Here is a 17934-nt window from a genome sequence, read left to right as displayed (position 1 = left end):
ATACCCCTGACGCTAGGCTCGGTTCAGTGAGGAGTCAAATTGCATTTTGCCCCTGACACCGAGGAGGCTCTGGAGTTCGCGGTGGTGCTCGCCAACACCGACGCGGGCGCCTCCCGCTCCGGCACCGACGAGATCGCCACCGTCGCTCAGCTGGGCGAACTCCTGGCGGACGCGCCGTACTCGGGACGCATCGACCACGACGAGGCCGAGCGGCGCGAGGTGGCGCTGGCCCGCGCGCAGATCCGGGAGGTGTGGACGCTCGGCCGCGACGACGCGGTGGCGGTGGTCAACCGGATGCTGCGGGAGGCGCGGGCGCTGCCGTACCTGACGAGGCACGACGGGTCGGACTGGCACATGCACGCGACCGAGCCGGACGCGCCGCTGGCCGAACGGATCCGGGTGGAGGCCGCGCTCGCACTGATCGACGTGATCCGGATGAACGAGATGGACCGGCTGCGGGTCTGCGCGGCCGACGACTGCACCGGACTGTTCGTGGACCTGTCCCGCAACGGCTCGAAACGGTTCTGCACGGTCCGCTGCGGCAACCGGATGAACATGGTGGCGTTCCGCGCCCGCCACGCCTGACCGATCCGGGTCAGCCGGGCGGGACCTCCCCGGTGATGCGGCGGGCGATCCGGCCCGCTACGAGCCGGGAAGCGAAGATCAGGCCGAAGAAGGTGACGATCGGCGGGACGAACAGCACTCCGGGAAGCCGTGGGTAGTCGGCGGCGTAGACGGCACAGGTGTGGTCACTCACGCGGTTGGGCCGACCGCAGTTCCGTTCCTGCACCTCCACTTCACCGGTGAGGGACCGCACGGCGTTGACGGTCACCCGGGCGGCGGGTTCGCCGCCCGCCGGATCCGGCCGCCAGGCCACCGACGCCGCACAGGTGTAAGGCGTGCCGAGGACGTGCTCGTCGCAGCCACTGATCGTGGCCGTGCCGGACGCGATCACCCCGGGCCCGTCGATGGTGCCGAAACGCTGGAGCGCGGCCCACACCACGCCGGCTGCGGGCACCGCGACGAGGAACGCGAATACCAGGGCGAGCCCCAGCGTCCACCGGTTGATGCGACCCTGGCGAGCCCCGGCGACCTTTCCCGCCCGGGTCTTCCTACCCATCACCGAGTTCCTTGCGGTTTTCCTTGCCGGCTTTCGCGCCTTCCTTGCCGGTGAACAGGGGCCGGTTGTCAGCGATGGTGCCACCGATGCCGGTGGTGGCCCCGTCGGCGTAGCGGGTGTATGTCAACGCCTTGCTGCCTTCCGGGAGCAGATCCCGTTTCGTGCGCACATTGGAACGCTCCAGCCTATCGGCCCAGTTGTGGATCGACTGGGACTTGCCCTCCAGCGCTTTGGACACGTTCTTGCTGGCCGCACTCAGCTCGTCGAACTTCTTCGCGAAACGCTTGATGACGGTGAGAAGCTTGGCCAGCCGCTTCGCCAGCCGGGTGGCCAGCAGAGTCGCATCAACCGAAACACTGGTCAGGAACGCGGCGACCGAGCCACCCAGCGTGACCACCGAGGACGCGGCGGCGATCAGCGCCTCGGTGATCACTCGACTGACGAACGACGAGATGATGTCGAAGATGATCGCCCGTTCGGTGGCGACCACGACGCCGGCGATCGCGACGCCCTGTGAGGTGCTGTCAGCATGGCCGGCCAGCGCCCGCAGACCCTGGATGTACTCCGCGGCGGCCGCACGGTAACTCTGCGCCGCGTCGCCGGTCCAGCCGGCGACTGTGGACATGGCGTGCTCGTATTGACCGGCGGTCTCGGTCAGCTTCTTTCCGATCTTGTCCCAGGTCTGCGAGACCGCCAGGATCGCCCGGTGATCACCGGTAAGCAGTTCCAGCGGTTCCCGGAGGAAAGCGACGTGTTCGAGCACCCAGCCGACGCCGGCCTTGACCAGTTCACCGAACGGGTTGAGCACCGCTGACAGCACGTCGAGACCGAACGCCAGAGAATCGACTCCGACGGTCAGCGCACTGAAGTCATGATCCAGCACCAGGTCCTTGAATATGCCCACGCCGCTGTCGATCCCGCCGGCGCCGGCGAACCACTGAGTTCCTTCGAACACGCTCTGCGGCGCGGCGATCAACGGGTTGTCTGCCACCGTGGTCACCACCCCTCTTTGGCGATGGAGCTCAACAGATCCGCGATCTCGTTCTCGTTGTGCAGGTAGCACTCGTTGTTGCTCTGCACCCCGGCCGAAATCGCCTGCGCCAAGTCGTTGGCCTTCCCCAGCAGCTCGACCGTGTCACCGAGGGCCAGCTCCAGCACTGGCGGCAGCAAGGCCTGCAAGAACAGCCCATACGCCTCGGTGCCACCGAACCCGACCGCCTCGCCCGCGGCCCGGCACATGTCGACGGACTGGGCGATCTGCCCGACCTGCGCGGCGTGCTCCTGCAGCTGCTCGCCGGTGACCTCGAACCCGCTCACCGCGGCCCGTCCCCGGCCTCGTCCTCGACCGGTGGCATCGTGCTCTTCAGGAACGCCATCGCCGACGAGTCCTCGCCGACCAGCCCCGACATGATCTGCAGCATCTGCCGGGACGCCTCGGCGCACGCCAGCCGGTACGCCTCCATCACCCGCTCCGACAGCTGCACCGGGGTCAGCCCCTCCGACCGCGGCGTGAACCGGACCGCCAGCAGCACGCCGGACGGGTTGACCGTCACCGACACGCTCTGGTCCCGGCTGGTCGCGTCGACCTGCGTGGTGGCCAGCTCCGCCTGCGCCCGGTGCGACTCGGTGGTCAGCCGGGCGGTGCGTTCCTCCTGCTCGCGGATCCATCGTTCTGGATCGGCCAGGTCCCCATCACGTCCGAACACCATCGTGCACCCCTCCCCCATGAAGGGTTCATTTAACGCTACCGGTGCTCAGCCGAGCAGCTCCAGGAGGCGCTTCGGGGACTCCAGCTGGGGCAGGTGACCGGTCTCGGTCATCAGGACGTACTCGGCGCCGGGGATCGCGGCGGCCAGCGCCCGGCCGTACTCCGGGGTGACGATGCGGTCGTGGTCGCCCCAGATCACCCGGGTCGGTGTGGTGACGGCGGCCAGCCGGTCGCGCAGGGTCGGGTCGGTCATCGCGGGCGCGTACGTCGCGAGGGCGGCCCGGTTGCCGGCCAGCACCGCCTGCTGCTCCGGTGTCATGGCGGCCGGGTCGATCCGGAACTTCTCCGGCGCGAAGTAGCTGAGCTGGGCGATCTCCGGGAAGGTCAGCCCGAAGAAGTCCACCACCGGGTGCTCGGGCACCTCGATGCCGACCGCGTCGACGAGCACGAAGTCGCGGACCCGGCCGGAGCCGAGCAGGGCCATCTCGGCGGCGATCCACCCGCCGATCGAGTTGCCGACCACCGTCACGTCCTCGAGGCCCAGCTCGTCGAGCAGCGCGACGTAGAGCGCCGCGAGGCCGCCGATGGTGGCGAGGCCGTCCGGCTGCGGGGTGCCACCGAAGCCCGGGTGGACCGGGGTGATCACCCGGGCCGAGCGCTCGGCGGCGAGCAGGTCGGCGAAGCCGGCCACGGTCAGCGGGCCGCCACCGCCGTGCAGCAGCAGGACCGGGCGGCCCGCGCCGCGCTCGGTGAAGGACAGCGGAACACCGGAGATCTCGATCGTCGTCATGCAAGGAACCTTAGGTCAGCATGTTGATATAAGCAACCTGGTAATGTCGTGACGTGCCCAGAGACGTCCGTGAGATCGGCCTGTCCGTCAAACGCCTGCAGCATCGCCACCACCGCACCGCCAACGAGCGCCTCGCCCCGCTGGGCATCTCGCTGGTCCAGTGGGACGCGCTGCGCCACCTCCACGAGAACCCGGAGGCGTCGCTGCACGACCTGGCGCAGCTCACGTTCCAGACGGATCAGTCGTTCGGCACCCTGGCCACCCGGATGATCGACCGAGGGCTGATCGAGCGACGGCCCGGCCCGGGGCGCGCCATCCGGCACCGGCTGACCGCCAAGGGTGAGGCGCTGCGGGTCGAGGCCGGCGAAATCCTCGAGGGCGTGCTGATCGAGTCGTTCGCCCCGCTCGACGCCGAGGAGCTGCAGACGCTCGGCGAGCTGCTGGCCCGCCTGGTGACCGACGGCCGGTGAGCCGGGACTTCTGTCCCTGGCCCGGCCGGTCCCAGGTCCCCCACGATCCGTGAGGGGTCCGGGCGGACGCCGGGAAGGACGGACACGGTGGACACTCCGGAGATCATTCAGGGCGGGATGGGTGTCGGCGTCTCCAGCTGGCAGCTGGCCCGGGCGGTGGCGCGGACCGGCCAGCTCGGCGTGGTGTCCGGTGTGGCGCTCGACGTGGTGCTCGCGCGCCGGCTGCAGCAGGGCGATCCGGGTGGGCACCTGCGCCGGGCCCTCGACCGGTTCCCGGCGCCGGCCGTGGCGCGGTCGGTGCTGGCGCGCTACTTCGTCCCCGGCGGGCTGCCCGGTGACCAGCCGTTCCGGCCGGTGCCCAGGCTGGGGCTACTTCCTCGTACGATCGCTCAGCAGTTGATCGTGGTGGCCAACTTCGTGGAAGTGTTCCTGGCGAAACAGGGCCACGAGGGCCTGATCGGGGTGAACTACCTCGAGAAGATCCAGCTGGCCACCGCCCCGGCGGTCTACGGTGCCATGCTGGCCGGCGTCGACTACGTGCTGATGGGTGCCGGGCTGCCCACCGAGATCCCACGGCTGCTCGACGCGTTGGCCGGGCACGAGCCGGTGCGGCTGCCGGTGACCGTGCAGGGCGCGCTGCCCGGCGAGGACCACCACGTGGCGCTGCATCCCCGCGAGCTGATCGGTGAGGTGCCCGGCCGGTTGCGCCGCCCCCGGCTGTTGGCCGTCGTGGCGTCCGCGACGCTGGCCGGCTACCTGGCCCGCGATGAGGTGACCCGGCCGGACGGGTTCGTGCTGGAGACCCCGGTGGCCGGCGGGCACAGCGCCCGGCCGCGCGGCAAGCTGGTCCTCGACGCCTGCGGCGAGCCGGTCTACGGGCCGCGCGACCGGGTCGACGTGCCGAAGGTGGCCGCGCTCGGCCTGCCGTTCTGGCTGGCCGGCGGGCAGACCGGGCCCGGGCACCTGGCCGAGGCGAGGGCCGTGGGCGCCGCCGGGGTCCAGGTGGGCACGGCCTTCGCGCTGTGCCGGGAATCCGGGATCGAGGACGGGTTGCGGTCCCGGCTGCGGCGCGAGGCCGCCCGGGGAGACCTGACGATCCACAACGACGTACGGGCGTCGCCGACCGGGTTCCCGTTCAAACTGGCCGCGCTGCCCGGCACGGTGGCCGCCGACGACGTGTACGCCGGGCGGGAACGCCGGTGCGACCTGAGCTACCTGCGCACCCCGTTCCGCCGTCCGGACGGCGCCGTGGGCTACCGGTGCCCGGCCGAGCCGGTCGACGAGTACGTACGCAAAGGGGGAAACCTCGAGGAGACCGCGGGCAGCAGATGCCTCTGCAACGGTCTGGTCGCCACGATCGGCCTGGGCCAGCAGCGATCCGGCGGTGCGGCCGAGCCCCCGCTGGTGACGCTCGGGCAGGACGTCGGCTTCCTGGCCGAGCTGACCGCTCGCCACGGCGACGACTACACCGCCGCCGACGTCATCGCCTACCTGCTGGCGAACCCGTCGACGTGACCGGCACCCGGCTCGCCGCACCGGCATGTCAGGCTGTCCGGGACCGACGACCACGATCGGAGTTCCGTGTCCGAGCATTCCGCGTTCTACCTGCCGGTGAGCGACACCGAGTTCACCTCGACCCCGGCGACCGCCAGCCCCTGGGACTCCGCGCTGCAGCACGGGGGACCACCGGCCGCGCTGCTGGCCCGCGCCATCGAACACTGCGAGCCGGCCGAGTCCATGCCGATCGCCCGGATGACCGTGGACTTCCTCGGCGGCATCCCGCAGGGCCGGATCCGCACCGAGGCTCGGATCGTGCGTCCCGGCAAGCGCGTCGAACTGGTCGAGGCCGAGCTCTGGGCCAACGACAAGCTCGCGGTCCGGGCGAGCGCCTGGCGCATCCGCCGCCAGCCCGGCGCCACCGCGCACGTGGCGACGCCGGTCGTGCTCCCGCCGCCGGTGCCGGCACCGGCTCCGGCCAGGTTCTTCGACGGCGTCGACGAGGACTGGGGATACGGGCACGCGATCGACTGGCGGTTCACGACGGGTGACTTCGACACGCTCGGCCCGGCCAAGGTCTGGGCCCGGGCGAAGATCCCGCTGGTCGAGGGCGAGCCGACCAGTGGCACCCAGCGGCTGATGCTCATCGCGGACTCCGCCAACGGGCTGTCCGGCGAGATGCCGATGAGCGAGTGGCTGTTCATCCCGCCGACGCTGACCGTCACCGTGCAGCGCGAGCCGGACGCCGAGTGGCTGTTCCTCGAGGCCGCCAGCACGATCGGCCCGGACGGCACCGGCATCGCGCAGGGATCAATTTCGGACGACAAGGGTCTGCTGTGCCGGATCGCCCAGCCCTTGCTGGTGGCACCGCGCGGCTAGAACTATTCCGGAGACGATGGGGACCCCGGGCTGACCAGACCAGTCTCATACGCGACCACCACCGCCTGCACCCGATCCCGCAGCCCGAGCTTGCCCAGGATCCGGGCCACGTGCGTCTTCACCGTCGCCTCGGCGAGCTGCAGCGTCGCGGCCAGTTCCGCGTTGCTCAGCCCCCGGGCCAGCAGCCGCAACACTTCCAGCTCCCGCGGGGTCAGCGCCGCCAGGTCCCGGTGCATCGACGCGGTCTCCGGGTCCCGGTTGGCGAACCGCTGCACCAGCCGGCGGGTGATCGACGGGGCGAGCAGCGCGTCGCCGTCGCGCACGATGCCGACCGCGGCCACCAGATGCTCCGGGGTGACGTCCTTGAGCAGGAAGCCGCTGGCGCCGGCGGCGAGCGCGGCGTAGACGTACCTGTCGAGATCAAAAGTGGTCAGGATGATGATCCGCGGGGCGCCAGGTCCGCCGGTCAGGATGCGGCGGGTGGCCTCAAGACCGTCAAGTTCCGGCATGCGTACGTCCATCAGCACGACGTCGGGGCGGGTCCGGCGGACCGCGTCGACCGCCTCGGCGCCGTTCGCGGCCTCGGCCACCACGTCCACTCCCCCGGCGGTGAGGATCATCCGGAACCCGGTGCGGACCAGCGCCTGATCGTCGGCGACCACCACCCGTACCGTCACGCCGCCTCCAGGGGGATCCGGGCCTCGACCCGGTAGCCGGCGCCGGGACGTGCCCCGGCGTGCAGGGTTCCACCGTAGACGGCCAGCCGCTCCCGCAACCCGATCAGCCCGCGCCCACCGGTCGGTGCGCTGGCCGGCGGCTCACCGGCCTCGGTGTTCCGGATCTCGATCCGCAGCGTCTCCGCGCCGTACTCGACGATCACCGTGGCGGCCGCCCCGGGCGCGTGCCGCACCATGTTGGTCAGCGCCTCCTGCACCACGCGGTACGCGGTCAGCCCGATCCCGGAGGTGACCGGCCGGTGCTCGCCGGCCACGGTCAGCCGCACCGGCACCCCGGCGTCGTGCATCCGGCCGACCAACTCGGGCAGGCCGTCCAGGCCCGGCTGCGGTGCCTCCGGGCTGTCCGGTTCCGGTTCGGACAGCAGGCCCATCACGTGACGCAGCTCGGTCAGCGCGGACCGCCCGGTCGACTCGACGCTGAGCAGCGCCTCGCGCGCCTGATCAGGTTCGGACGCGAGCACCGACCGCGCCGCCCCGGCCTGGATCACCATGACGCTCACGTGGTGGGTGACCACGTCGTGCAGCTCCCGGGCGATCCGGGCCCGTTCGGCGGCGACCGCGTCGTGCAGCGCCTGCTGCTGGGCGCGGGCCTCGAAGTCGAGCCGCTGCCGGTCCTCGCCGAACCGCCGCCGCCACACGTGGTAGCCGCCGGCCGCCGCGACCAGCGGCGACAGCAGCACGAACGGCAGGTACACCCCGGGCACCGAGATCAGCATCCACTCCCGCAGCCCGGTGATCAGCAGGGCGGCCACCGGCACCGTGGCCAGGACCGGCACGCGGTAGGGGCTGTGCGCGAACGCGCTGTACACCGCGACCAGGCAGGCCAGCACCACGCACGGATACAGGTTCGGCTGCGCGGCCCCGCTCGTGACCAGCACCAGCGACGCGGCGGCCATCGTCGCCCAGAGCACCGCGAGCGGATACCGGCGACGCAGCACCAGCGGCGCACACATCACGAAGACCAGCAGCAACGCCCCGAGCGTCGAACCCGTCTGCACCGGCACGAGGTCGGGCACCGGAACCGGCAGCGGCCTGCCCGGAAGTGGCGGTGGCGGATGCGGCAGCCCGGCGTCGTCGGTCGCGCTCTGGAAACAGACGAACCCGAGCACCAGCGCGAGCGCGCCGTCGAGCAACAGCGCCCGCCACCCCGGTCGCGGCAGCGGCCCCACCGGCCGGAAGTTCCCCATCGCCACATTCTGGCCTCCGGCGGCGAGAACCGGCATCGGCCGCGGTGTGCAGACCGCGTACATCGCAAGGATGACGTCGTTTCAGGTTCCACTTCTCACGGTACGACCAATGCCCCGCCCGGCCGACGCGCCCCACCCGGGAACGGCCATAGCGTCCCGGCCATGACCGATTCCGTGATCGACCTGCGTGGAGTTTCCCGCCGCTACGACGAGGGGCCGCCCGCCCTGGACGACGTGTCACTGTCCGTGGCACCGGGCGAGTGCGTGGCCGTGCTCGGCCCGTCCGGCAGTGGCAAGTCGACACTGCTCAACCTGATCGCCGGGCTGGACCGGCCGGACTCCGGAACGGTCACGGTGGCCGGCACCCGGGTGGATACGCTCGGCGAGGCGGCGTCGGCACGCTTCCGTCGTACCCATGTGGGCTTGATCTTTCAGTTCTTCAACCTGCTCGATGATCTGACCGTGCTGGAGAACGTGCTGCTGCCGGCTCAGCTCGCCGGCGCCCGGGACAAGGCGTCGCGAGAGCACGCGGCCCGGCTGCTGGACACGCTCGGCATCGCCCGGCACGCCGGCGCCTACCCGGGCCGGCTCTCCGGCGGTGAACGGCAACGCGTCGCGGTGGCCCGCGCCCTGGTCAACCGGCCGGCGTTGCTGCTCGCCGACGAACCGACCGGCGCGCTGGACACCGCGTCCGGCGAGGACGTCCGCTACCTGCTCAACGACCTGCACGCCGGCGGACAGACGATCGTGCTGGTCACCCACGACCTGCGGCTGGCCGAGGCGTGCGCGACCCGGACGATCAGCGTGCGGGACGGCCGCGTCGAGGCCGGGGTGCCGGCATGAACGGGCTGAACCGGGTGATCCGGTCCGGGGTGCGGCGGCGCCGGGTGCAGACCGTGGTGATCGCGCTGGTCGCGGCGGCCGCGGTGACCGCGTCGGTGCTCGGCGCCGGGCTGCTGGTGGCGTCCGAGGCGCCGTTCGACGACGCGTTCGCCGCGCAGCGCGGCCCGCACCTGACCGTGCAGGCCGACCCGGCGCACGTGACCGCCGCGCAGCTCACCGCGTCGGCGTCGGCCTCCGGCGTGTCCGCCGCGGCCGGACCCTATCCGCTGCTGGTGGTGCCGATGGCCGTCGGCCCGCAGGGCATGCGGATACCGCCGCTGACCCTGGTGGCCCGGGCCGATCCGGGCGGCGCCGTCGACCGGGTCGAACTGATCGGCGGCCGCTGGGCGACCGGGCCGGGCGAGTTGGTGATGGGCGGCGGGATGGTCCGGCTGCCGCTCGGCGCCACGGTCACCACGGCCGGTGGCACGGAACTGACGGTGGTCGGCACGGCCCGTTCGGTGAGCGGCACGGCCGGTGGGTGGGTGGCGCCGTCCGCGGTCGCCGCGCTCGACGCACCGGGTGTCACGCACGGGCTGCAGATGCTCTACCGCTTGACCGATCCGGCCCAGGTTTCCGCGGGCCGCGACGCTGTCGCCGCGACACTTCCCTCCGGCGCGGTGGTCAGCGCCCGCTCCTGGCTCGACATCCGGCAGGACGCCGTCGAGGACGCGGCCGTGTTCGTGCCGTTCCTCGTCGCGTTCGCGCTGCTCGGCATCGTGATGGCGGTCCTGGTGGTGGGCACCGTGATCGCCGGGACGGTCGGCGCCGCGACCCGCCGGATCGGCATCCTCAAGGCGCTCGGCTGCACACCGGGCGGGATCGTCCGGGCCTACGTCACGCAGGCGCTGATCCCGGCTTCGATCGGCGCCCTCGCCGGGGCGGTGGCCGGCAACCTGATCGCGCTGCCGGTGCTGGCCGAGACCGAGGAGATCTACGGCTCGGCGAACACCGCGATCGCCTGGTGGGTGACGGTTTTGGCGGCGGGTGGGGTGCTCGCCGTGGTGGCGGCGACCGGGTGGGCGGCGGCGCTACGGGCCGGGCGGCTGCGCACCGTGGACGCGATCGCGGTCGGCCGCGCGTCCGGTCCGGTCCGGGGGCGGTGGGCGTCCCGGCTGGCGGCACGGCTGCCGGTGCCGCGGCCGATCGGGCTCGGGCTGGCCCGTCCGTTCGCCCGCCCGGTGCGCACGAGCGCGACCCTGCTCGCGGTGGCGGCGGGGGCGGCGGCGGTGACGTTCGCTAGTGGGTTGGGTGCGTCGTTGGTGCGGATCCAGACCGCTTTGGATCAGAACACCGCCGATGTGACGGTGTCAGGCTCGTTCGGCGGCCCTGGTCCCGGCGGCGCGGCTCCTGGCGGCCTTCCTCCGGGCGGCTCTGCTCCGTCCGGCTCTGCTTCGGCTCTTGATGGCGCGGCTGTGCTCGCGGCTATCGCGGCGCAGGACGGGACCCGGGCTGCCTACGGTGTCGTCGAGGAGCCGGTCACGGTCGTCGGCATCGCGGATCCGGTCCGGCTCTCGGCGTTCAGCGGGGACGCGTCCTGGGCCGGCTTCGAGATGGTCTCCGGCCGCTGGTTCGCCGCGCCCGGCGAGACCGTGGCGAGCGCACCGTTGCTGAAGGCGGTCGGCATCCAGGTCGGCGATTCCCTCACGGTCAGATCCGACGACGGTACGACAACCAGCCTGCACATCGTCGGCGAAGTCTTCGAGTCCAGTCCCAGCGTGTTCACCAGCACCGCCACGGTCCCCGGCCTGCAGCCGGCCGAGTTCCCGATCGCGCTGACCGACGGCACCGACGCCGGCGCCTACGCCGAGAAGCTGACCGCCGCACTCACCGCACAGTCCCTGACCGCCCAGCCCACCGGCGCCGACGTCGACCCGCTGCTCCTGCTCATACAGGGACTGACCGCCACCCTGACACTGCTGCTGCTCGCGGTAGCCGCGCTCGGCGTCCTCAACATGCTCGTCCTGGACCTCCGCGACCGGGTACACGACCTCGGCATCCACAAAGCCCTCGGCATGACCCCGAAACAGACCATCGCCATGGTCATCGCCTCGGTAGCCGGCGTCGGCCTGACCGGCGGCCTGCTGGGCGTGCCCCTGGGAATCGCGATGCAACGCCTGGTGGTCCCGTCGATGGCGGCCAGCGGCGGCCTGCACCTACCGGCGTCCCTGCTCGACGTCTACGGCCCGGCCCTGCTGGCCGCCCTGGCCCTGGGCGGCCCGGCCGTGGCCCTGCTCGGCGCGCTGCTGCCGGCCGGCTGGGCCGCCCGAACCCGAACAGCCACCGCCCTACGCACCGAGTAGCCCCGGTCCCCGAGCGCGGGGCTTTCGGACACCATCCAGCTACCCGACACCCCTGGCTACGTCGCGGTCCGACACAGCCAACGCCCCAACGCCGAAGTGATCGCCTACAGCGCCGCCGAGTGGCAAGCCTCCCTCGGCGGCGCCCGCGACGGCGAGTTCGACAAGTAGCCCCCCGGCGACCTCGGCCCCGTATTCAACGAGGCCGAGGTCCGGCCGCCTCGATCGCCATCCGTCCCAGAAGAGCACGGCACGTACCAGAACGCACCTGACGGATCATCACGGAACATGAAGATCGGCCGTTGACGTGTTGTGGCGGGTGATCTGACGGATCAGGAGTGGGTGCGGTTGGCGCCGTTGCTGCCGAGCATGGCTCCGCAGCGTGGCGGCCGGTGGCGGGATCACCGCCAGGTGATCAACGGGATCCTCTGGCGGATGGAGAACGGCGCGAAGTGGGACCAGGTTCCCGACCGCTACTGACCACCAAACTGCATCTGCTTGCTGACGGACGTGGCCGCAGCCTGGTCATCCGGCTCACACCGGGGCAGGCGTGCCTTTCTTGACGGGACGTCACGTCCCGTCGACGTTGGCGCGACTGGGTTGCTTCTTGGGTTCGGGTCCGCTGACGGGTCAGCGCCGGTGACGCCGGTGCCGATGGGCTCCGTTGAAGGGCAGCTCGCGGGGTCTGGATGTGATCGGAGAGGTTGCTAGATGATGGTCCGCCAGTCGTTGGTCCGTACGGGCACGTTCGCTGTGGTGTATGTGCTGGCCACCTTTGCCGGGCGGCTGACCGTGATGGACGGCACGAACCTGAGCATGGTGTGGCCTGCGGCCGGGGTTCTGGTGCTGTGGTTCTGCGCGCAGCGCCACGCCCGGACGTTGTGGGTTGATGTCGCCGCCCTGGTCACGATCACGGCGGCGGTCAACCTGGCCACGGGCGCCGGTGGCCGGCTGGTGGTCGTGTTCGTGGCGGCCAACCTCGCCCAGATCGGCCTGTTCCTGTGGTTGTTCCGCTGCTGGCAGCCCGCGCTGTGGAAGGCCGGAGGCCGCCAGGAACTGGCCCGGCTGCGGGACCTGTGGGTGTTGCTGGGAGCGGCCGCGACAAGCACCGGGCTCGGCGCGACGATCGGCACCACCGGCATGTGGATGATCAACGGGCACTTCTCGTGGTCCTCGGGCGCGGTGTGGCTGGCCCGAAACACCGCCAGCGTGCTGCTGATCGGCGCGGTCGGCCTGCGCGTCGGCTACGCCTGGCGTACCCACTGCGCCGAAGGGGGGTGGCGCAGCGCGTGGCGTTGGGCCCGGCAGGTGTCGCGGACGACCGTATGGTGGCGCAGGGCCGAATACGCGGCGCTGATCGCGGGCGCGGCGGTGGCGTACTGGTTCGCGTTCGCCGTCGTGCAGGGCCTGCCGGTAGCGTTCACGTTGATCGCGATCACGGTGTGGGCGGGGCTGCGGATGCCGACGACCTTCGTCGTGGTGCAGGACCTGATCGTCGGCACGGTCGCGGTGCTGTTCACCCTGCACGGATCCGGATCGTTCGCCGCCATCGGCGACCACGCGAGCCGCGCTCTGGTCGCGCAGGTGTTCGTCGGCATGGTCGCCGTGATCGGCCTGGCTCTCGCGCTGGGGCGCGACGAACGCCAGACGCTGATGGCTCAGCTCGCCGTGGAGAAGGAAGACGCCGTACAGCGCTCCGCCCTCAAACGCGCGATCATCGACTCGATGGCCGACGGACTCACCGTGATCGACGCCGACGGACAGGTGCTGCTACGCAACGATGCCACCGTCCGGCTGCTCGGCGGGCACCGCACCAGCCCCGGTGATCAGCTCGCTGACAGCAGCTATTACGGGCTGTTCCACCTCGACGGCCGCCCGATGGCCGCCCACGAGACCGCCTACGCCCGGATCATCGCCGGTGAGGAACACACCCAGCACGAGATGCTGATCCGCAATCCGGACGTGCCCGAGGGCCGGATCGTGACGGTGACGGGCACCCGCTTGGCCGACGACCAGGGCGCCGTGCGCGCCGTGATGCTGATGCACGACGTCACCGCCGAACGGCGCCACAGCGACGAACTGCGCGCCGCGCACGAGGCGTTGCAGGCGCAGCAGGCATACCTGACCCAGGTCCTCGACGCCATCGACGTCACCGTGATCACCTGCGACACCAGCGGTGCCATCGTGCACGCCAACCGCACCGCCCGCCGGGCCATGCCCGACGGCCCCGACGCGAACACCCTCGCCACCGCCACCCGCACGGTGGGCCTGACCCACCCCGGTGGCAACCTGGTCGCCGAGGACGACACCCCGCTGGCCCGGGCGCTGCGCGGTGAACACGTTGACGGCATGGAAGTCAGCGTCGTGTTGCCCGACGGCAGCAGCAAGGCGCTGCTGCTGCACGCACGGCCGCTCACCGACCCTGCCGGGAACCTGATCGGAGCGGTCGCGGCCTCTTACAACGTCACCGCTCTGCGCGAACGTGAGGCCGACCTGCAGGCCTTCGCCGGCGTCGCCGCACACGACTTGAAAGCACCCCTGGCGGCGGTGGCCGGCTACGCCGAGATCCTCGAAGACGAACTGCTCGACGCCGACCCGACGGTGCGCGGCATGCTGGGCCGCATCACCGGCGGGGTGGACCGGATGCGCCGGCTGATCGACGACCTGCTCGCCTACGCGACCGCTCGCGACGCCGCCCTGGACCTGCGGCCGGTCGACCTGGGTGACGTGGTCGCCCAGGTGATCGCCGAACGGACCGCTCACCTGCGCCGCACCACTCGCGACGGACTGCCGGTGCTGTTCCCTGACATCTACACCGGCCCGCTGCCGACGGTGTACGCCGACCCTGCCATGATCCGGCAACTGCTGGACAACCTGATCGGCAACGCCCTCAAATACACGCTGCCCTGCCAGCCCGCCCGCATCGACATCTCCGCCCACCACCGGCCCGGCGACACCGAGCACCGGATCGTGATCGCCGACCGCGGCATCGGCATCCCCGACCCGGAGAAGCCGCACGTGTTCACCTCGTTCCGCCGCGCCGGCAACCACGGCGACCGGCCCGGCACCGGCCTCGGCCTGGCCATCTGCCACCGCATCGTCGACCGCCACCACGGCACCATCACCGCCGGCGACAACCCCGGCGGCGGCACCCGCATCCACATCACCCTGCCCGCCGCGACCAGCACCGATCACCACAGCGCCGCACCGGCACCCCTGCCGGCCTACACCGGGCGATAACGCGGAACCGCCGCTGCCTGCGCGACGAGATCCGGAAGCCGGCCGAAAGCCACCACCCCATACCCCGGGCCTCCTGCGAAGACCTTCGTGTCGTCGTAGGAGGCCCGGGGCGGAGCTGAGCGAGATACGCCCCCGTGTCCGGTTGCCCGACCAGAACGTAAATACGCTCAGCCGAGCTCGCGGGGTTCCTCGGGCAGCTGCAGCGCGTTCAGCGCGGGCACCTTGGCCTGCTGCCAGGCGTCACCGTCGAGCAGCCGGGCCCGTGGGTCGCCCCAGCGTCCGGCGACCCCGGCGAAAATGTCGTGGCGCTTGAGCCGCTGATAGAACTGCTCGAGCACGGCTCCAGGGCGTCGTCTACAGACTTCGCCTCCAACGCGCGGACCGTGGCTAGGAGGGTGGCGAGCTTGCGGCGGGTACGGGTGCCGGCGTAGGGACTTCGCCACCAGCCGGGCCAGGGTACTCACCGCCGGCAGCAGTACCTTACGTTCGCGCAGCCAGCCGACCGCAGCGTCGAACAGCGCCTTCGGTCCGTCCCCGCTCGTCCATGCCTGGGCGTCAACCCAACGAATCAGGTCGGCTGTCTGGCGACGTCATCGGCGGCCTCGACGAATATTTCGGCTGTTGCCCGGTGGACCCGGTGGTCATGGGTACCGTCCGGCTCCGTGCCAGGTGGCGAGCACCCCGCCGGTGAGCAGGACGGGGTTCGCCGTCCCGAGCGGTGGCCGACGAGCGCAGGGTGCCGGGCAGGGAATGACGGCCTTTCGTCTCACTGCCTGGTCAGCGGGAAGGTTCCGCAAGGAGAGACCGTGTGCGCCTACGCCGGTCACCGGCGCCAGACGTTGACGATCGTGGTCTCCACGAAGGTCGGCGCCGTCGGGACCCTTGATGTGACTCGGACCCATGTGGGCTGGTACTGGCGGCGCAACTCCACCAGGAGTCCGCTATTCCGCAGAACTTTCTTCCACGTGGGCGGGGAGGCTGATGGTGAACTCGGCTCCCTCTCCAGGGCTGGATCTGACCTGGATGGTGCCGCCGTGTTTCTGCACGATGGTCGCGTACGCCATGCTCAGCCCCTGCCCGGTGCCCTTGCCGACCTCTTTGGTGGTGAAGAAGGGGTCGAAGATCCGCTGCTGGGTGTCCAGGTCCATGCCGATGCCGTCGTCGGCGACGGTGATGCGGACCTCGTCCGCGGTCCGCGTGGTGCCGACCGTGATGTGGCCGAGCCCGCCGCCCCGCTGCGGTGCGGCCGCCTCGACCGCATGCGCGGAGTTGACGATGAGGTTGAGGATCACCTGCTTGAGCTCGCCCTCGTAGCAGGGCACCAGGCCGACGTCCGTACCCAGCTCCAGGGTCAGCTCGGCGTGGTACTTCCACTCGTTGCGGGCGACCTGGGAGGTGCTCTCGACCGCGCGGTTGAGGTTGACGTCGCTGCGACCGTGGCCGGGGTGGGAGAAGTCCTTCATCGCCCGGACGATCTGGGCGACCCGGGCGAGCCCTTCCAACGACTCGTTCAGTGCGGTGGGCACTTCGGCGACGAGGAAGTCGAGATCGATGTCGGGGTCGATGTCGGCGATGGGGTCGCGGAGCCGGGTGACGGCGTTCAGTAGCTGGGTGAAGGACTGTTCGACGAACCGGGTGTTGTCCGAGACGAACTGAATCGGGGTGTTGATCTCGTGGGCGATACCGGCCGCGAGCTGCCCGATCGCTTCGAGGCGGTTGGTCTGGTTGAGCTGGCGTTCCAGGTCGCTGATCCGGGTGACGTCGGCGCCGATGCCGATCACGCCGATCCGGCCGTCGCCGACGGGCTGGGGCAGTGCGCTCATCAGGACGGTCCGCACGTTCCGATCAGGGTCGGTCACGGTGGCGTGGTGGTCGACGATCGGCTCGCCGGTGCTCAGCACCAGGGCTTCCAGCTCGGCCAGCAGCGGCGTGAGGTCGTCGCGCGTACCGATCTCGGCCTCGGTGCGGCCGGTGAGGTCGCTGTCGGCCGGCAGGCCACGGGTGGCCAGGAACGCCGCGTTGTGACCCACGTAGCGACCCTCGGGATCCTTCCAGTAGATGAGGTGGGGAATCGAGGAGATGACCCCGGTCAACACCGCCTTCTCCACCGATAGCTCCTCGGCGAGCGTCTCGGCACGGTTCTTGGCCGCTTTCTGGGCTTGCTCGGCGTTGTACCGCTTGGTGATGTCCCGTTCGACGGCCATCAGGCTGACGACCCCCTCGTCGTCCGTGACCCGGTACACCGCCACCCGCATCCAGCAGGGCCGCCCGTCCTTGGTGCGACTCTCAAACTCCGTCAGCACGATCGACCCGCCGACGGCCAGCGTGGTGAGGTCGACGGGCGGGAGGACGTCGATGCCGAGCAGGTCGGCGCGCAGCCGGCCGATCGCCTCGGCCCGGGTGTACCCGCTCAGCGTGGTGAAGGCGTCGTTGACCCACTCGATCCGGCCTTCGGTGTCGGCGATCACGACGCCGTCCTCCATGTGGCGGGCCACCTGCGCCAGCCGGGACGCCTCGCGGGTGGCCTGACGCAGTTCCTCCTGCGTACGGACGGCGTTGGTCTCGTCGGTGAGGGTGAGCACCGCTTGGGCGTCGCCGTGGCCGCGGACGGGGTCGACCCGCATCCGCCACCAGCGCGGGCCCTCGGCCGTCTCGATCTGGTGGGTGGTGGTGACCTGGCTCGTCTGGTTCTCCAGCATCTGTCGTACCTGGCTGGCCGCTTCACGGGTCAGCGCGCCGAACCCGGCTGTCGCCCGTTCGGCCAGGGTGAGGAAGCTGCCCACAGCGCGGTCGCCGCGCGCGCGGTCCAGCATCGTGCCCCACACCTGGTTGGTGTCGACGATCCGGCAGTCACCGTCCAGGATGCACAGACCGGCGTCGATCGAATCGATCACGGCCCGCAGCAGCTGTTCCGCGTTGCGGATGCGCTCGGTGCGTTCGACCAGACGGCGCTGCAGCGTCATGTTGCGCTGCCAGGTGGCCAGGGCCGCGCTGTCCGGTTCCCCGGTGGTGCGCCGCTCGGCCGCGATGACCAGCGCGTCGATGGTGCGCCGCTGTTCCTTGATCGTTTGGCGCAGCACCGCGATCTCGTCGGTGCCCGGCCTCGTCGCGGTGTCGGTCATCG

18 protein-coding genes are annotated in these 17934 nt (G+C 71.1%); 9 read left to right on the top strand and 9 right to left on the bottom strand.

All coding sequences use genetic code 11. The features are described 5' to 3' along the window. Positions 1-39: 39 nt before the first annotated feature. Positions 40-585, top strand: coding sequence for a CGNR zinc finger domain-containing protein (locus Apa02nite_RS21085; RefSeq protein ID WP_203826494.1), 546 nt, complete (start codon positions 40-42; stop codon positions 583-585). A gap of 10 nt (positions 586-595) precedes the next feature. On the opposite strand, the gene Apa02nite_RS21080 is transcribed toward Apa02nite_RS21085, so the two are convergent. Genes Apa02nite_RS21080 through Apa02nite_RS21060 form a run of 5 tightly spaced genes read right to left on the bottom strand, consistent with a single transcriptional unit; the run spans position 596 to position 3618 of the window. Beyond that, positions 596-1120 (bottom strand): hypothetical protein, encoded by a 525-nt coding sequence (locus tag Apa02nite_RS21080; protein WP_203826493.1) that lies wholly within the window; start codon positions 1118-1120, stop codon positions 596-598. Beyond that, positions 1113-2111 (bottom strand): PPE domain-containing protein, encoded by a 999-nt coding sequence (locus Apa02nite_RS21075; RefSeq protein WP_203826492.1) that lies wholly within the window; start codon positions 2109-2111, stop codon positions 1113-1115. Before Apa02nite_RS21075 ends, Apa02nite_RS21080 begins: the two co-directional genes overlap by 8 nt. Before the next feature lie 5 nt (positions 2112-2116). Continuing rightward, positions 2117-2437 carry a hypothetical protein gene (locus Apa02nite_RS21070; protein WP_203826491.1) on the bottom strand — a complete coding sequence of 107 codons (321 nt, stop codon included), beginning with the start codon at positions 2435-2437 and terminating at the stop codon, positions 2117-2119. Next, positions 2434-2829: a YbaB/EbfC family nucleoid-associated protein gene (locus tag Apa02nite_RS21065; RefSeq protein ID WP_203826490.1), complete on the bottom strand. Its 396-nt coding sequence runs from the start codon at positions 2827-2829 to the stop codon at positions 2434-2436. The genes Apa02nite_RS21070 and Apa02nite_RS21065 overlap by 4 nt, the downstream gene beginning before the upstream one ends. A 45-nt stretch (positions 2830-2874) precedes the next feature. After that, positions 2875-3618, bottom strand: coding sequence for an alpha/beta fold hydrolase (locus Apa02nite_RS21060; protein ID WP_203826489.1), 744 nt, complete (start codon positions 3616-3618; stop codon positions 2875-2877). Between the two features lie 53 nt (positions 3619-3671). Here Apa02nite_RS21060 and Apa02nite_RS21055 point away from each other — a divergent pair, with 53 nt between their 5' ends. The 3 genes from Apa02nite_RS21055 (at position 3672) to Apa02nite_RS21045 (ending at position 6464) form a co-directional block, all read left to right on the top strand. Next, a complete protein-coding gene (locus Apa02nite_RS21055) occupies positions 3672-4088 on the top strand; it encodes a MarR family winged helix-turn-helix transcriptional regulator (protein WP_203826488.1) in 417 nt (138 codons plus the stop codon). A gap of 87 nt (positions 4089-4175) precedes the next feature. Then, on the top strand, positions 4176-5603 hold the full coding sequence (locus Apa02nite_RS21050) for a nitronate monooxygenase (protein ID WP_203826487.1): 1428 nt from the start codon (positions 4176-4178) through the stop codon (positions 5601-5603). Between the two features lie 66 nt (positions 5604-5669). Then, positions 5670-6464: a thioesterase family protein gene (locus Apa02nite_RS21045; protein WP_203826486.1), complete on the top strand. Its 795-nt coding sequence runs from the start codon at positions 5670-5672 to the stop codon at positions 6462-6464. A 2-nt stretch (positions 6465-6466) separates the two neighbouring features. On the opposite strand, the gene Apa02nite_RS21040 is transcribed toward Apa02nite_RS21045, so the two are convergent. Both Apa02nite_RS21040 and Apa02nite_RS21035 read right to left on the bottom strand, forming a co-directional pair. Further along, entirely contained in the window at positions 6467-7141 is a 675-nt protein-coding gene (locus tag Apa02nite_RS21040) for a response regulator (protein ID WP_203826485.1), read from the bottom strand. Further along, the gene (locus tag Apa02nite_RS21035; RefSeq protein WP_203826484.1) at positions 7138-8388 is read right to left on the bottom strand and encodes a sensor histidine kinase; all 1251 of its coding nucleotides are present in this window, start codon (positions 8386-8388) and stop codon (positions 7138-7140) included. Before Apa02nite_RS21035 ends, Apa02nite_RS21040 begins: the two co-directional genes overlap by 4 nt. A 162-nt stretch (positions 8389-8550) precedes the next feature. Between Apa02nite_RS21035 and Apa02nite_RS21030 the strand changes: the two genes are divergently transcribed. The 5 genes from Apa02nite_RS21030 to Apa02nite_RS21010 all read left to right on the top strand — a co-directional run bounded on the left by Apa02nite_RS21030 (position 8551) and on the right by Apa02nite_RS21010 (position 14810). Continuing rightward, positions 8551-9231, top strand: coding sequence for an ABC transporter ATP-binding protein (locus Apa02nite_RS21030; RefSeq protein ID WP_067706287.1), 681 nt, complete (start codon positions 8551-8553; stop codon positions 9229-9231). Next, the gene (locus Apa02nite_RS21025) at positions 9228-11573 is read left to right on the top strand and encodes an FtsX-like permease family protein (protein ID WP_203826483.1); all 2346 of its coding nucleotides are present in this window, start codon (positions 9228-9230) and stop codon (positions 11571-11573) included. The genes Apa02nite_RS21030 and Apa02nite_RS21025 overlap by 4 nt, the downstream gene beginning before the upstream one ends. Positions 11574-11606: 33 nt before the next feature. Further along, positions 11607-11741, top strand: coding sequence for a DUF397 domain-containing protein (locus Apa02nite_RS21020; protein WP_203826648.1), 135 nt, complete (start codon positions 11607-11609; stop codon positions 11739-11741). 141 nt (positions 11742-11882) lie between these two features. Next, the gene (locus Apa02nite_RS21015) at positions 11883-12050 is read left to right on the top strand and encodes a transposase (protein ID WP_203826482.1); all 168 of its coding nucleotides are present in this window, start codon (positions 11883-11885) and stop codon (positions 12048-12050) included. 231 nt (positions 12051-12281) lie between these two features. Continuing rightward, positions 12282-14810, top strand: a complete 2529-nt coding sequence (locus Apa02nite_RS21010; protein WP_203826481.1) for a sensor histidine kinase — start codon at positions 12282-12284, stop codon at positions 14808-14810. Positions 14811-14977: 167 nt separating this feature from the next. Here the strand turns inward: Apa02nite_RS21010 and Apa02nite_RS52610 are convergent, their stop codons facing one another. Continuing rightward, the gene (locus Apa02nite_RS52610; protein WP_507762492.1) at positions 14978-15382 is read right to left on the bottom strand and encodes a DUF4158 domain-containing protein; all 405 of its coding nucleotides are present in this window, start codon (positions 15380-15382) and stop codon (positions 14978-14980) included. A 369-nt stretch (positions 15383-15751) separates the two neighbouring features. Further along, positions 15752-17932, bottom strand: coding sequence for a PAS domain-containing sensor histidine kinase (locus Apa02nite_RS20995; RefSeq protein WP_203826479.1), 2181 nt, complete (start codon positions 17930-17932; stop codon positions 15752-15754). Positions 17933-17934 lie beyond the last annotated feature (2 nt).

The organism is Actinoplanes palleronii (assembly GCF_016862315.1).
Classification (GTDB): domain Bacteria; phylum Actinomycetota; class Actinomycetes; order Mycobacteriales; family Micromonosporaceae; genus Actinoplanes; species Actinoplanes palleronii.
The sequence above is the reverse complement of the archived record's forward strand: the minus strand, read 5'-3'. Positions and strand labels throughout refer to the sequence as shown.